At 61.3% G+C, this 13224-nt stretch carries 17 protein-coding genes and 2 pseudogenes; 5 read left to right on the top strand and 14 right to left on the bottom strand.

The features are described 5' to 3' along the window. The first annotated feature begins 481 nt into the window (after positions 1-481). From VMR39_RS05735 to VMR39_RS05725, 3 genes are read left to right on the top strand one after another with little or no spacing between them, the layout of a single operon-like run. Entirely contained in the window at positions 482-703 is a 222-nt protein-coding gene (locus VMR39_RS05735) for a hypothetical protein (protein ID WP_325415037.1), read from the top strand. After that, a complete protein-coding gene (locus VMR39_RS05730) occupies positions 703-1350 on the top strand; it encodes a DUF4142 domain-containing protein (protein ID WP_325415036.1) in 648 nt (215 codons plus the stop codon). The genes VMR39_RS05735 and VMR39_RS05730 overlap by 1 nt, the downstream gene beginning before the upstream one ends. Before the next feature lie 38 nt (positions 1351-1388). After that, entirely contained in the window at positions 1389-1949 is a 561-nt protein-coding gene (locus VMR39_RS05725; protein WP_325415035.1) for a CC0125/CC1285 family lipoprotein, read from the top strand. Here VMR39_RS05725 and VMR39_RS05720 read toward each other — a convergent pair. Together VMR39_RS05720 and VMR39_RS05715 are read right to left on the bottom strand one after the other, a co-directional pair. Further along, on the bottom strand, positions 1832-3277 hold the full coding sequence (locus tag VMR39_RS05720) for a L,D-transpeptidase family protein (protein ID WP_325415034.1): 1446 nt from the start codon (positions 3275-3277) through the stop codon (positions 1832-1834). The two genes, VMR39_RS05725 and VMR39_RS05720, sit on opposite strands and share 118 nt — an antisense overlap. Before the next feature lie 74 nt (positions 3278-3351). Continuing rightward, positions 3352-3747 (bottom strand): hypothetical protein, encoded by a 396-nt coding sequence (locus VMR39_RS05715; RefSeq protein ID WP_325415033.1) that lies wholly within the window; start codon positions 3745-3747, stop codon positions 3352-3354. A gap of 211 nt (positions 3748-3958) precedes the next feature. On the opposite strand from VMR39_RS05715, the gene VMR39_RS05710 reads away from it, so the two are divergent. Next, positions 3959-4678 carry a S8/S53 family peptidase gene (locus VMR39_RS05710; RefSeq protein WP_325415032.1) on the top strand — a complete coding sequence of 240 codons (720 nt, stop codon included), beginning with the start codon at positions 3959-3961 and terminating at the stop codon, positions 4676-4678. A gap of 77 nt (positions 4679-4755) precedes the next feature. Here the strand turns inward: VMR39_RS05710 and VMR39_RS05705 are convergent, their stop codons facing one another. The 10 genes and pseudogenes from VMR39_RS05705 to VMR39_RS05660 form a co-directional block, all read right to left on the bottom strand. Beyond that, positions 4756-5370 (bottom strand): undecaprenyl diphosphate synthase family protein, encoded by a 615-nt coding sequence (locus VMR39_RS05705; protein ID WP_325415031.1) that lies wholly within the window; start codon positions 5368-5370, stop codon positions 4756-4758. A gap of 53 nt (positions 5371-5423) precedes the next feature. Further along, positions 5424-5660, bottom strand: a complete 237-nt coding sequence (locus VMR39_RS05700; protein ID WP_325415030.1) for a hypothetical protein — start codon at positions 5658-5660, stop codon at positions 5424-5426. Between the two features lie 22 nt (positions 5661-5682). Then, entirely contained in the window at positions 5683-6372 is a 690-nt protein-coding gene (locus VMR39_RS05695; RefSeq protein WP_325415029.1) for a ZIP family metal transporter, read from the bottom strand. A 74-nt stretch (positions 6373-6446) separates the two neighbouring features. Further along, positions 6447-6959, bottom strand: coding sequence for a ferritin-like domain-containing protein (locus VMR39_RS05690; protein WP_325415028.1), 513 nt, complete (start codon positions 6957-6959; stop codon positions 6447-6449). Positions 6960-6972: 13 nt separating this feature from the next. Further along, positions 6973-7929: a manganese catalase family protein gene (locus VMR39_RS05685; RefSeq protein ID WP_325415027.1), complete on the bottom strand. Its 957-nt coding sequence runs from the start codon at positions 7927-7929 to the stop codon at positions 6973-6975. A 47-nt stretch (positions 7930-7976) separates the two neighbouring features. After that, a complete protein-coding gene (locus tag VMR39_RS05680; protein ID WP_325415026.1) occupies positions 7977-8135 on the bottom strand; it encodes a hypothetical protein in 159 nt (52 codons plus the stop codon). A 594-nt stretch (positions 8136-8729) separates the two neighbouring features. After that, positions 8730-8933, bottom strand: coding sequence for a hypothetical protein (locus VMR39_RS05675; protein WP_325415039.1), 204 nt, complete (start codon positions 8931-8933; stop codon positions 8730-8732). A gap of 25 nt (positions 8934-8958) precedes the next feature. Continuing rightward, positions 8959-9351: a plasmid pRiA4b ORF-3 family protein gene (locus tag VMR39_RS05670; protein WP_325415025.1), complete on the bottom strand. Its 393-nt coding sequence runs from the start codon at positions 9349-9351 to the stop codon at positions 8959-8961. 77 nt (positions 9352-9428) lie between these two features. Next, a pseudogene (locus tag VMR39_RS05665) lies at positions 9429-9596 on the bottom strand (IS1096 element passenger TnpR family protein); the annotation flags it as partial. Continuing rightward, a pseudogene (locus VMR39_RS05660) lies at positions 9593-9820 on the bottom strand (transposase domain-containing protein); the annotation flags it as partial. The pseudogenes VMR39_RS05660 and VMR39_RS05665, both read right to left, overlap by 4 nt. A 621-nt stretch (positions 9821-10441) precedes the next feature. On the opposite strand from VMR39_RS05660, the gene VMR39_RS05655 reads away from it, so the two are divergent. Further along, the gene (locus tag VMR39_RS05655; protein ID WP_325415038.1) at positions 10442-10876 is read left to right on the top strand and encodes a thioesterase family protein; all 435 of its coding nucleotides are present in this window, start codon (positions 10442-10444) and stop codon (positions 10874-10876) included. 63 nt (positions 10877-10939) lie between these two features. On the opposite strand, the gene VMR39_RS05650 is transcribed toward VMR39_RS05655, so the two are convergent. Continuing rightward, positions 10940-11428, bottom strand: coding sequence for a DUF2721 domain-containing protein (locus VMR39_RS05650; RefSeq protein WP_325415024.1), 489 nt, complete (start codon positions 11426-11428; stop codon positions 10940-10942). Positions 11429-11583: 155 nt separating this feature from the next. Continuing rightward, entirely contained in the window at positions 11584-12726 is a 1143-nt protein-coding gene (locus tag VMR39_RS05645) for a patatin-like phospholipase family protein (RefSeq protein WP_325415023.1), read from the bottom strand. Positions 12727-13224: the final 498 nt, after the last annotated feature.

The following is a 13224-nucleotide window of genomic DNA, read 5'->3' as shown; positions in this document are numbered from 1 at the left end:
TCCTCGGTTAATTCCCGTCAAAGGAGCGAGTGGGAACAGAAAGCACTTCGGATTCACATGGGTTAGCTGAGTTGTCGTCCGTGCCGCACGGCTCGGAAAATCGGAACTTGAAAAGATGGCGAAGGTTCGTTGCCTTGCACTTCGCTGGACAGAAATCCTACCTGCCCCGTAGCGGCGACCGTCTGACAGCGCCTCAGCAAGCAGGAAAAAGCCATGAGCCCCATACAGGAAGATCAACCCAAGCCCGGTGATGAAGCTCCGGCGGGGACGCAAGGCACGGGCGAAAATCTCTGCCCTCGTTGCGGTGGCAGCGGTCGCGTCGAAGGCAAACCCTGTCCGACATGCGAAGGGACCGGCCGGATTACCAGCGGTATTGGCGGCGCATAAAGCGCATCTCCGCTAACTCAGATTGCTCCACGCCCACCTGCCGATTTCCGGTTTGCGCGTTGTAAGGGTGCAAGTTCGGCAGGAGCAGCGGATGATGAGCCTTTCCTATCAACATTATTTTGGCGGCAGCCGTCTGCAGCTATTGCTGGGTACGATCATACTCAGCGGCTGCAGCCCCGCCGCCAATCATGAGAATGGAAGGGTGCCCGGCGGCACGAACCAGCAGGAAGCGATCAACGAGGCGGGGCCGACCAATTCCTCGAACGTCATGCCGGGCATCGGGGCACCTGGAACGGGTGGAAAGGACACGCAATGATGCACGCAAGATCCGGCAAAGCCAACTCCTGCGCCATGGGCTGGGCCGCGCTGCTTTGCCTTTCCGCCTGTAGCCAGACCGGCGGCGGCGAAGGCGAGGGGCTTCCGGCCAATGGCAGTGCGACCGTCGCCAAGCACTATGAAGGTCCAAAGCCCGAGGGCGTGTCAAGCCCCAATGACGCCGTAACGACGACCTTCTACATTCCACAGGCAGCGATCGGCGACATGTACGAGATCGAAGCTGGCGAACTTGCCATGGTTCGTGCGCACGCGCCGGACGTGAAGGCGTTCGCGCGGCAGATGGTGACCGATCACAAGTCAACCAGCGCGCAACTGCGGCGCTTCGTGGCCGACAATCCGGTCAACATCGCCATTCCGCGCAACATGGATCCGCGACGTTCGGCGATGCTGGGCAACCTGCGCGGTGCAGGCGATCGGGAATTCGATTCCGTCTATATCGGCCAGCAGGCGGCGGCTCATTTGGAAGCCTATAATCTGCACGCCAGCTACGCCCGGCGCGGGGATTATCCGGCGCTCAAGCGGCTGGCCGAGCAAACTATGGGGATCATCACGCAGCACCGCAAGCATATCGAAGCATTGGACCAGAGCCTTGGTCCGACATCGCAGCGCGTACCGGCGGGCCAGTGATGCCCGGCTTGCGCTTACAGTCAAAAAAGGATGAGATGATGAGGAATTGGCGAGGATTGACATGCGCGGGCGCGACCATGCTGGCATTGACTGCTTGCACCACGGCGACGCCCTATCAACCAGCTGGACAAAGTCGTGCAGCGAGCGGCGGCTATTTCGACGAGCAGATAGAAGCCAACCGGTTTCGCGTTACCTTTTCCGGGAACAGCATGACCTCGCGGGATACCGTCGAGCGCTACCTGCTCTATCGCGCCGCCGAGCTGACCCAGCAGCGCGGCTATGACTGGTTCGTCATGGCTGATCGCGATACCGAAAAGCGCAGCTCGACCTATGTTGATCGTCCCTTCGGTCCTGGCACCTATGGCTATTGGGGTCCTTCCTGGCGCTATTATGGTCGGGGCTTTGGCTGGCGCAGCTGGGATCCCTTCTGGGGCGATCCCTTCTGGGACCGCAGCATCGATATCCGCACCGTCGACCGCTATCAGGCATCGGCGGAGATCGTGATGGGCAAGGGTCCTAAGCCGACAGACAATATCCGTGCGTTCAGCGCCGCAGAGGTGCTCGCCAACATTGGCCCCAATATCGTCAGGCCGTCCTGATCGGATCTTATGCGCGTCGCGGAGATATTTTGTGCCGCGACGCGGTCGCGCCCATAGGCATCCGCGCGCACGGACACGCCGCGTTGGCCGGGAATAGCGGTCAGGTACAGCATGTAGACCGGTACAGGAGCGGGCAGGTCGATGCGCCGTTCGCTGTCGCTGCCAACTGCGGGGCCGCGGCCGCCGAGCAGCCACGCCTCGAGCCGGGCAGCATCTTCTACCCTGACGCACCCGGAACTCAGTCGCCGCTGTGAGCGGGTGAAAGCCGTTTTGCCGCGCGTATCGTGAAGATAGATGCCGAGGCGATTGGGGAGCATGAACTTGACGGTGCCCATCATATTGTCACGCCCCGGCCGCTGCCGCATGCGCAGCTTGGCCTCGCCACGCGCGACAGCGCGCCAATTCACCTGCTGCGGCGTAAGCGGGTGGGCATCGGGACCCCAATCGGACAGCAGTTCAAGCCTCTCCTCCGCCAAGCGATCGGGGCCGTTCTCGACGACTGCGGCGGCGCGGGCGCGGACCAGATCGGGAGGCAGGTTCCAATAAGGGTTGCGCACAACATAGCGGATCAGCCCGGCGAGGAGGGGTGTCGGGTGGCGGTCGGACCCGACGATCACCCGCATGCGTGCGGGCGGCCGCCCTTTCTCGATCATCCATAGGTGCGCCGACGCCGTATCGACCAGAATATAGCGGTCACCAGGGTCGGCCGGCAGCGCGCGCAGCCGGTCCATATTGGCGAGAAGGCGCTGTTCGGTACGATTTCCGTTCGGGCCGGAAATGGCACCGCCCCGCTGGCGATAAGTCAGAAGGGCATTGCGAAGGCCTTCATAGAGCGGGTGCATCCGTCGGATCGCCACAAGATGCGCGGGCTGAGAGGGCGCAGCGGCAGCGGCTTCGAGCAGCGCGAGCGGTCGCGTCTCCGGCGCCAAGCGCGCGTCCACATAGGTCGTCGTCGCACCGGGCGTGGGGCTGCGGAGCGCATGGAGATAGGTGACGAAACTACGCGACAGGGCGCGATCGAATGCAGGCGCTGCAAGAGGGTCGCGCGACAGCTTTAGAAGGTGCGCGAGGTCAAAGGATGCGGGGTCGAGGCCCTCCTCGGCCGCGCTTCGGAGCCAGTGCAGGATGATGACCGCGGACGATCCCGTCCAGAGCGCGCGACCATTTCGCTCATGGTAGAATTGTTGGACCGCCGCATCCATGGCAAGGGGCTGTCGCACTGGAAGTTCGGCTAGGCCCGCCCCCGCGCGCGAGACCGGCACATCGCCGCTAAAGCCCAGAAGCCCGGCGACAGCGAAGCTGGCAAGGATGAGCTTGACGGTGCCCATGTTAGGTATCGCCCTATCGGCTCCCGCCACCGGACGCCATGGGCATACCGGTGGCGGGCAGGCCGTAGCAAGTGTCAGCCGCGTTCTCCGGCCTCGCTGACGCCCGATCCCGTGGTCCCGGTGCCCATTCCATCGGACTGGTCGCTGCCCATGGCGCCGCTTCCGGGAGTGCCGCTGTTCATGCCGCCAGCGTCACTCATCATTCCGCTGTCGGTGGTGCCGCCGGAGCGGCTGCGAACGCCCGTCCGGGTGCCGGTGCCGCTCATGCCGCCCGTGCCGGCATCGACCGGGCTGCGGCCCATCGAGCTGCCGGTCGACGTGCCTCCCATCGTATCGCTGCCGGTCGTTCCGGTCTGCCCGGTGGAACTCGTCGTGCTGCTACCAATACCGCTGTTCGTGCTCTGCGCCACGGCGACACCACCAGCGATGGCAAGGCCCAGCGCGCCGACTATTGTAAGCTTCGCTAACATATCATATATCCCTGTACTTGAGTGGGACTCACTGAACTTTGGAAATGAACTACCGTTCCTGACATTCATCTGTCATTAAACATAGGTTGCTGAATTTCTTTATTACACTTTCGTATCGACCGGGGGCCTGTATTTGAAGTATATTCTGGCGATGCTGGCAGCATTGGTTGCCGGAACGAGCATGAGCGCGTCGATGGATCGGCGACCGCGAGTGGCTATCATAGACAGCGGAGTCGCGAAGACAGCTGAACTCCAGCCTTTGCTGACCGCGCAGTATGACATGGCGTCGCTGCCGGCGCGGGCCGCGTTCAAGCCGCGCTATGATCATGGCACAATGGTCGCGACGATCCTTGCTCGGGCGGCCGCGCGCGATGTCGAGATCATCTCCCTGCGGATCGACGACCCGGCCGGGTGCCCCACCGGCGCCAATCCGCCCTGCCAGCCGAATGTTGCGCCTGTTGCGGCGGCCATCCGGCGTGCCGTCAGCCTGGAGGTCGATGCCATCAACATCTCGCTTGCGCTCGACGATGATCCGCGCATTGCCGCCGCCGCAGGCGAGGCGGGCGCACGCGGAATCGATGTCATTCTGGCCGCTGGCAACAGGGGTCTCGATCATCCCGACAATCTGACGGCAGCGCGGGCGGCCTACCCAAGGGCGGTGCTCGTGGGCGCGCTGGATGCCGCCGGCCTGCCCTGGATCGGGACCGACCGACCCGATCCCGCTCCCCATCGCTACCTTTATACATGGCAACTCGGCGTCAAGGTACCGACGGTAGCTGCCGACGGGCGTGCGGTCGCCGGAACGGGAACATCCATCGCGGTACCTATAGAAACCGCGCGATTATTGCAGCGGGAGCGACTCGCGCTCGAAGCCACCCATGCGCATGGCTGGGCAGACACGCCTCAAATTCGAGGAGCGACCGGCTCCTAAGGCTAATCGATCGGAATGATTGACCGCTTCCCTGGCGCTCTGGCTTATACGGGCTGCGGATTTGCAAGCCGCTATGCTTAGCCGCCCAAGGTCCGGTCCTGCTTTCGAAACCACGCCAAGGCGTCTTCGAAATGCACCGGCACGAAATCCGGCCAGAGCTCGTCGCGCACATAGATATCGGCATAGACCGATTGAACCGGCAAAAAGCCGCTCAGCCTCCTCCCGCCGCCCCAGCGAACAATGAGATCGAGGCGCGAGACATCGCAGGACCTGATCGCGCCGCGCGATAGACCGTCCAAGTCCCATTTCCATCCGTAGTTGACGAGCAGGTTCACTTTGATGCCCGAGCCCTGCCGCACGCGGAAACGGGTCAGATCGCTGGGGAACTGGCTGGACGCTTCATCGCCGAGGACGAGCACGGCGGCCTCTCGCTGCGCGATCTCCCGCGCGAAGCCCGCTGTGGCGGCTATGAACGCCTGCTTTTGCGGTGAAGGACGCTTCATATTGTCCTGCGTGAAGCAGAAGATGGATATCTCTTCTATGCCGATGGCCGCGCAAAGATCGAAGAGCGCCAGCCCTGGCGCAATGCCATGCGCATAGCCTTCATCCTTGCGCATGCCCCGGTCGACGGCCCAGCGCCGGTTCCCGTCCGGAATGAAGCCGATATGCTTAGGCAGAAAAGCCTTGCCCATGAAATCCTACTCCGATCCCGTCATCTGTCGCAGGACTACTGCGATACACACACTCATCGGCCGGCTGCGTTCCCTGCTGCGCCGCCGGTGGCGCCAGGGTGCGCATTGGGAGGAACCTCTCCCGACCCACTGACCGGCGTGGGAGCGGTGGCTGCGTTGCCGGGTGCATCGTCGGCACGATTGATGGCGGCTGAATCGACCAAGGCGCTATTTGCCGCCTGTCGACTGCCCCCATCCGAACAGGCAGCGAGCGCACCCACTGTTCCGATGACGAGGATCAAGATTTTCATAGCCATTCCTCCAGCCGGTTGATCACGCAAGCGCCACATCGAGGATCATCATGATACAGAGCCCTAGAATGAGAGACACATGGGCCCGGCCTGAGGGTTCGCGCCCGAGGTCGGGCACGATCTGGCTCATGATGACGCTGATCATAGCGCCTGCGGCAAGGCAAAGCGCCCATGGCAGCAGAGGCTGGAACTGCGCCACAAGCAGCGCGCCCGCCGTGCCGGCTACAGGTTCCACGAGCCCCGATACCACGGCGCCCGCAAAGGCGAGGAGGGGCGAATAGCGCAGCGAAAGCGCGCACCCCACGGCAAAACCTTCTGGTATATTCTGGATGCCGATCCCCAAAGCGGTGGCGCTGCCCTGCGCATAGGCGCCTCCGGCGAAGCTCACGCCGACGGCCAGACCTTCGGGCAGATTGTGCAAGGTGATCGCGAGCACGAACAGCAAAAGAGAGCGGCTTTGCGTGGCCGTGGGATTCGATCCCTCGTCCTGCGGAAGAAAGCGGCTCAACACCATGATGCTTGCCGCGCCCGCAGCCACCGCCGCGGCGACTGTCAAAGCCGACCGCCAAGGCGTCGCTCCGCTGACGTGCAAATGCCCCAGCGCAGGTATGATGAGCGAGAAGAAGGACGCGGCGAGCATCACGCCCGCCGCGAATCCGAGCATCACGTCCTGATAGCGTTGCGCTGACCGGCCGATGCCCAGGATCGGCAAGGCGCCCAGAGCGGTCGCCAAGCCGGCGAGGAGACTCCCGACCGAACCGGCCAGCGCCGGCGACCAGGAGAGGCTCAATGACTTGCCTGCTCACCCTGGCTGCGAAGCGCGAGGAATTTCTGCACGATCACCGGCAGCGTCTCGTCGAGAAAGGCGACCATGGCCTGTTCTTCCCTTAGGCTTTCCTCCAACTTGGGGATCGCGGCCTGGAAGCCGCCGGCTTGCGCCATGGTGATCAACGCCTTGTATGTCGCCACCTCGAAATTCTCGAATGCGAAATTGGCTAGGCTGTTCTTGATGATTTCGTCGGGCGCGAGCGCATGGGAAAGCGCCGCGACGCTTCCCGACAATTTCATCGCGGCATCCTTGATGGCCGAAGGGCTGTCCTCCAAACTGTCGAGAATGGACTCCAGGCGTTCGATCTGCCGCTCGGTCTCGCCGCGATGACTGCGCAGTCGCGCTTCTACCTCGGCATATTGCGCCAGATGCTCGATCTGCCGGTCCATGATGCCCAGGGCCTGATGCTCGACCGCATGCGCATCGCGCAGGCCGACGATGAACATATGTCGTACCGTGTCATGATCCATGATGATGTTTTCCTCAGAGAGCGGATTGTTTGCGGGACATCGCTTTCGCTTCGGCCATGTCGGCCGCGCCGCCCATATCTTCGTCGCTGAGCTTGCCGGCCCCAGGTCCAGCGCCCAGGTCGGCGCCCGTGGCGGGGCTGGAGTTAGGATCGGACGCGAGCCGGCCCATCATGGCGGCATAGTCCTGCATGTCACGTTCACCCAGCTGAACCGATGCCTGTCCGTCGCCCCCGTCGAGCGGCAGGTTGCCTTCGACATCGTCGAGCCGTTCCCACTGCTCGCCCTCGTTCCAGGGTCCGGTTGCGTCGCCCTCGCCCTGCGACGTGTTGACGTAGAGACTGGCGTAAGGCGTGAGGCCGGGCAGCTTGCCGGCCGGGAAATTGTCCTGGATCGAATAGAGCGCCTTTTCGAAACTTTTCTGATGAGAAACCTCGCGGGTCATCAGGAAACCGAGCGCCTCCTTGATACCGGGATCGTCGGTTATGTTGATGAGCCGCTCATAGACGATCTTGGCCCGGCTCTCGGCGGCGATGTTGGAGCGCAGGTCGCAGGCCGGATCGCCGCGGCTGTCGATATAGGCGGCGGTCCAGGGCACCCCCGACGAGTTGGTGAGCGCAGGGCCGCCGCCGTACAGGATCGACTGGGTATGGCTGTCGCCGCCCGCGTTGATCGTCATGTAAAGGTCTGCTTCCTCCATCGACGCTTCGCTGAGCGCGCCCTTGACGCCCTTGTTCAGCATCGCGACGATCGAGCCGATCACCTCCAAATGGCTGAGCTCTTCGGTCGCAATATCCAGCAGCATGTCCTTGCGGCCTGGATCATCCTCGGCCAGCCCTTGCGTGAAATAGCGCATTGCGGCGGCGAGTTCGCCGTCCGGCCCGCCAAATTGTTCGAGCATGAGTGAGCCAAGCACTGGGTTGGGCTCGGACACGCGGACCGTATATTGCAGGCGCTTATTGTGCATGAACATCGTCATGTCTCCTCAAGATCAAAGGGGTCGAAGGGCGGATGATTGGGCTAGCGGTCGGTCACCGTGGGATTGGCCAGGCGATGCCCCGATGCGGTCGCATCATGGCCGCTGTGCGCACTGTAATAGATGAGGGCGGTAAGCCCGCCCGCCACCAGGACGGTAAGTCCGACACCGAAAATGGCGACGGCGACGACCGCTGGCCGCATGGGCGCACCTGTGAGCCACAGATATGTCAATGTCAGGGCAACCGCTGCACCCGCGGCCACTATGGAAACGCCGATCAATAGGCGGAAAGTTTTTGCGGCACCGCCGCGTCGCGCGCTCATGAAGCCTCCCAGATCGATAGGAAATGAAGCTCCTGAAACAGCTTACGTTCCTTTGATTGCACCTGAGCGCTAACCTGGTTTGCACCGATGTGAGCGAAGTCACTCTTCGCTGTTCCAAGGCAGTGCTTGTACGCTACCGTTCCAAACCGTTTCCTTGTTCGGCTGTCGAAGGATCGCGGGCGTCGTGGGCCAAAGCCGCACCGCCTCCAAGAGGCAGGCGCGCAAGAACGGAAAATCGGCATCGATATCGGCTCGGGCGCGCCGCATTAGCAACCTCCTGGCGGCAAGGACGGCAAGCGCCCGAAAGGTAGCGATGCCAGCCGCGCCGAAGGCAAAAAGCCATTGCCCGATCTGGTCAGATGGCGCAAGTCCGGGGTCCGGAACTGGCGGAGATAGGCTGCCAGACTGCCGGTCTCTCCTACGTCGATATAGTGGCCCACCCGCGCGGCGAAGCGCTCGCGCAGATACCTGCGCTTAGGCTTTAGGCAAAATCCAGTTGGCGTCGCCACGCAGCTTGAGCAGCATAGCGGAGAGTGCCTTGTCGTCACTCGCGCCATCTCCCAGTACCACACGGCGCGTAATATGAAACCAGGCATCCTTGAACGCGCCCCACGTAAGCGAAGGCGCACTCTTCAGCGGGGTGATCTCTTGCTCGATTACGTGCTTGAAAGTATCCATCCGGTGAAGGCCGCAGGCGTGCTTCTCAGTTGTCTTCTGGTTTGATGATGCGCTTTGCTGCAGCGTTGCGGCGTGCTGCGATTCTGCCGAGTGCGACCTGGATGGGAAAGACGTCCAGTTCGTCGGGGTCATACCCGTCGAGCCACTCAGTGATTTCGGCATGATCGGGATGGGCCGGGTCGGCTTTGGCCTCAAGCATTTCGTAAAATCCGTGGATTCCTCCGCAGTCTTCGGGTGGGCAGTCGCGCTCTCCGCCGATAAAGCGGGGATATGCCGTGCCGGGTTCACCGCGACGTACATGGCTGACGGTGAGGCTATGCTCCCAGCTGTCGCCAAAATCGTAGGTGTAATCGATCTTGGTCGTGCCCGGGGCGAGCACTTCGCGCAGGCGCGTGCGCGAGGCGACCTTGCGTGGCACCGTGCCCAGTCTTCATCCATGGGCAGGCCATAGCTCTGGCCGTCGATGACCAGTTCCCAGAGGTGGTAATCCAGCCAACCCATCGTGACCTGGACGATATCGTGCAGGACTTTGAGCGTGATTGAGGTCGGTACTTCGACCACGCGCCAGATTGGCGGATCGGAGTCTTTCAACTCGATACGAAGCGTGGCGATCTCGGTGAAGCTGTCGATGGCGGTGGGTTTAGGGGCGCTGCGGGTCGTCATGCTGCCTGAGATAGCACGCCCGCGCGCTTGTGCCAGTTCCATGGCAGCAACTGATCGAGTTGGCGTACCGGATGATCGGCGATGCGCGCGAGGACGTTGGCCAGCCAGGCCTGCGGATCGACATCATTCAGCCGGGCGGACTGGATCAAGGTGTAAAGGACTGCCGCGCGCTGGCCGCCGCGGTCAGAGCCGCAGAACAGCCAGGCTTTCCTGCCCAGCGCCATCGCAGGGTCATTCTGCCCATGTCGGGCAGATGGTAGAGTTTCATTATCGCTGGCATCCATATTACGGCGGTCGTGTGTCCTCAACCCTGAACTGGATGTTGAGCAATGCGTGAAAGAATTTGCTGAGGCGGGGATGGGGATGACGTACATCCTCGCTGCCATAACCAGTATCAATCAGCACCAGCCCTCGCTGGTCTCGATCAACTGTGCTGCGCACGGAATAAGTCCAAAAACACCTTTGCTGAAGCCGTCAAAGATCGGTCCGCCGACGGACAATCAGTTCCACACCTCAAATAATGCACGCGCATGTTCCAGCCTTTGAGGTGATCAAAATGCCGCCGCATCATCGTCGGCGCATGACTGGCAAAGCTCCGGTTCGGCGGATCGTTCCCTCGGAAAGACCGCGCGAAAACCTATGTTAGTGCCTGTTTTCACCCCGACGCACGCCGGGCACAAGCGATCTCGAGTTGGTTCCCGGCCTAGGACATGCGTGAACCGCAGTCGCGGCAGTGGTCGCTAACTTGTGAAAGCCGCCCGGCTCACGGTGCGATCCAGAGCGGCAGGCTCCGGATCCAAGGCTCCTCCCTTGTCAGGTGGGGCAGCCATGTTATCAATCAAGGCGTGAGCAGCGCAAATCCACACTCCTTTATGGTCGGCATTGAACCGGCCGACATCGATTTCTTGGGGCATGTCAACAATGCCAGCTACTTGAAGTGGGTTCAGGCAGCCGTGTTCGACCACTGGCATGCGGTCGCGCCGGCAGAAGCGGTAACACGACATCTCTTGGTCGCCCTGAAACATGAGATCACCTATTTGCGTCCAACATTTCTGGACGATGAGGTCGCTGCAACCGTTTTGCTGGAAAAAGTGCAGGGCGTATGTGCCTTCTACGAAACGGTGATCCGGCGTGGCGGAGAGATATTGGCCGAAGTCTGTTCGAGTTGGTGCTGCGTTGACCCCACGCTGAGGCCATCGCGCTTGGCGCGCGATATCGTGAAACGGTTTTTCCCGAATGAGCCAAGCGAGATCGACGTCTGCGCGTGGGCGCCGAACTGACGTCCGCGTCATCGCTCGCGAGCAAGGCGCTTCAGTTTAGCCGCTGCCGCGCTTACACGTCGCTCACTGCCTGACACTATGCCCGCTGCGTCCCGCTTGATCAGCAAGGTCGGGAATATCGCGCAATTCGTCGTTAAGCTGCAGATTGACGACCCTGCCTTCAGCTATCACGATCACCGCCGCCGCGATAACGAGCACAAACTCGAGCAGAGTGGAGGCGGTGCCGATAAAGCCGATCAGCGTGCTCTTTGGTACCATTACATCCAGCGCCCCAAAGATCAGCGAAGCGATCAGTAATATTGCCGCGACCAGCCCAATGAGCGTGGCCCAACTCATCAACCTGCACCGATGCCGATAGCTTAGTATCTGGTCCTTCAAGTTGTCGGCGCGCTCATCGGCATGCTCGTTGGACCGGTAGTCGCCCACCGCTTCCCGGTAGCGATCGATGGCACTATCATAACGCTGTTGTAGAAACCCCATGAAGATCCACGCCGCGAAGACGATGGCCGCATTGGGACCCACTGCTTTTAGGATTTCACCAAGCTGAATCATCGGGAGCTCGATCACAAGTTACCATTTACGCAGATCGCCAACCTAGAACCTGCAGAACAATTAGAACGGCGACTGTGAGCGGATGTTCCTGCGCAATTGATGCAGCTTACCTATGTTATACAAACTGTAGAAAACCTATGCGCACCTTCACTTGGTCACCCCTGGTGAGGACTAATAGCCCACCGAACCCGTTCAACTGGACCCGTTTCATTACGGGTATAGAGCGCCAGTCCGGGCTCCCCTATCGACAGCTTTCCTTCCTGAAGAACGGCCAGCGCCTTGGCCATGTCCACGTAGCCCGCCTGCCAACGCATACCAGCCGACCTGGAAGAGAAATCGAAGCCTTTTCCACTGACTTCTTCGCTTTGAGCCGCATATACAATGTGCATGATGGTGACTGAGGCCGCATCGCCGCGATGTGCACGCTCATCGAAAATCGCCTGCCATGCCGCTATCGCGCGGCGGCTTTGCGTCGCGAATATCAGATCCTGCATACGTGCTGCGGTATCGCCAAGGGTGTTGGGTTTTGGCGCCCGCAATGGCAGAAGGTCAATAGCGATGCAAAGAAGTGGCTGCTGAGACACCTCGCTCAGAACAACGTCGAGCGGCAGGTTCGATGATATGCCAGCATCGCCAAACAAGCGCCCATCGATATCGATGGGAGGAAATACCGGAAGAAGGGCACTGCTGGCGCGGAGGTGATCGGGTTCGACGCACTGCATCCGGGTATCGAAAACAACATCGTCCCCGGTCTCGATATCCACGGCCGTCGCCGAGAAACGCGGGGTTCCACGATTGAGCAAATTGAAATCGACCAGGCGCTCAACCGTGTTCCGAAGCGGCGTGGCATCGTAAAGGCTCGACGGCTCCGCACTGCCGGACGGATTCCACCAGGGACCGAGAAGATGGCGGGGCATAAACAGATCAAGCCTGCCTGTCGAGAGCGTCCATGCGGCCGCGGCAGTACGACGGGCTTTCTCAAGGAGAGGCCAGGCATGCGTTTGCGGTGCATCCGACGCAGGCTTCCACAAGGAGCGGAGCGCTGGTATCCGCTGGTCCGTGGGGTTTCCGCAAATGATTGCGCCGTTGATGGCGCCAGCCGATGCGCCCGCTACCCAGTCCGGCTCAAGTCCGTGATCGCAAATCGCCTCATATGCGCCGGCCTGATAAGCGCCCAGCGCATTTCCTCCGCTCAGAACGAGCGCGAGGCTGAATTCCAATTTGGTCGACGGTGGTCTCGCTGTCGCTGACCGTGGAGCGTCGTTGGAACGATGGCTATTTGGTGCGTCATTCTGCATAGTTCATGGGGCCCTCATGCGTGTCCTGTGCCGGTACCTCGGGCCCTTGTTCCGAACGACCTATCACCCGGCCCTTGAGAAATTCACGTTCTGATTTAGATGCTAAGTCTGCCGAATTGCATTTGGGTGCAAACCAAGCTTGAGCGGTCGCCGCCGGCTCATCCAGGTAGCCGAGGACGTGATGCGACCCGTTCGAGAAACAATTGCTGGAGGCGCGTGGCGCCTTCGGCCGTACGACAGACGAGCCTGCGTCATGGGAGTGGGCCGGGCAGCCGCGATGTTCTCGTCCTCGTCACCGCTGTAGGTTGGCGCCGCATACTCATCGAGCGTCCAGGCGAGAATGCCCGCTCTCGCGTAGCTTGCTCATGATGACTCTCCTCGTCTTAAGAAGAGCCCAGAGCAACATTGGCGCGCGCGCTATCACACAGGTTAGAACGGCGCAGTTTCTCCTCGCCGATTAATTTCAGGGGTTGCTGCACATTACTTCCTTATAACATA

The sequence above is a fragment of the Sphingobium sp. genome (assembly GCF_035511395.1).
In the GTDB taxonomy this organism is placed as follows: Bacteria; Pseudomonadota; Alphaproteobacteria; order Sphingomonadales; family Sphingomonadaceae; genus Sphingobium.
The sequence above is the reverse complement of the archived record's forward strand: the minus strand, read 5'-3'. Positions and strand labels throughout refer to the sequence as shown.

Bases quoted from the DNA above. Each gene is read 5' to 3' on its own strand.
- VMR39_RS05735 (WP_325415037.1), top strand. From the start codon at position 482: ATGAGCCTTTCCTATCAACATTATTTTGGCGGCAGCCGTCTGCAGCTA.
- VMR39_RS05730 (WP_325415036.1), top strand. From the start codon at position 703: ATGCACGCAAGATCCGGCAAAGCCAACTCCTGCGCCATGGGCTGGGCC.
- VMR39_RS05725 (WP_325415035.1), top strand. From the start codon at position 1,389: ATGAGGAATTGGCGAGGATTGACATGCGCGGGCGCGACCATGCTGGCA.
- VMR39_RS05720 (WP_325415034.1), bottom strand. From the start codon at position 3,277: ATGGGCACCGTCAAGCTCATCCTTGCCAGCTTCGCTGTCGCCGGGCTT.
- VMR39_RS05715 (WP_325415033.1), bottom strand. From the start codon at position 3,747: ATGTTAGCGAAGCTTACAATAGTCGGCGCGCTGGGCCTTGCCATCGCT.
- VMR39_RS05705 (WP_325415031.1), bottom strand. From the start codon at position 5,370: ATGGGCAAGGCTTTTCTGCCTAAGCATATCGGCTTCATTCCGGACGGG.
- VMR39_RS05700 (WP_325415030.1), bottom strand. From the start codon at position 5,660: ATGAAAATCTTGATCCTCGTCATCGGAACAGTGGGTGCGCTCGCTGCC.
- VMR39_RS05690 (WP_325415028.1), bottom strand. From the start codon at position 6,959: ATGGATCATGACACGGTACGACATATGTTCATCGTCGGCCTGCGCGAT.
- VMR39_RS05685 (WP_325415027.1), bottom strand. From the start codon at position 7,929: ATGTTCATGCACAATAAGCGCCTGCAATATACGGTCCGCGTGTCCGAG.
- VMR39_RS05680 (WP_325415026.1), bottom strand. From the start codon at position 8,135: ATGCGGCCAGCGGTCGTCGCCGTCGCCATTTTCGGTGTCGGACTTACC.
- VMR39_RS05675 (WP_325415039.1), bottom strand. From the start codon at position 8,933: ATGGATACTTTCAAGCACGTAATCGAGCAAGAGATCACCCCGCTGAAG.
- VMR39_RS05650 (WP_325415024.1), bottom strand. From the start codon at position 11,428: ATGATTCAGCTTGGTGAAATCCTAAAAGCAGTGGGTCCCAATGCGGCC.
- VMR39_RS05645 (WP_325415023.1), bottom strand. From the start codon at position 12,726: ATGCAGAATGACGCACCAAATAGCCATCGTTCCAACGACGCTCCACGG.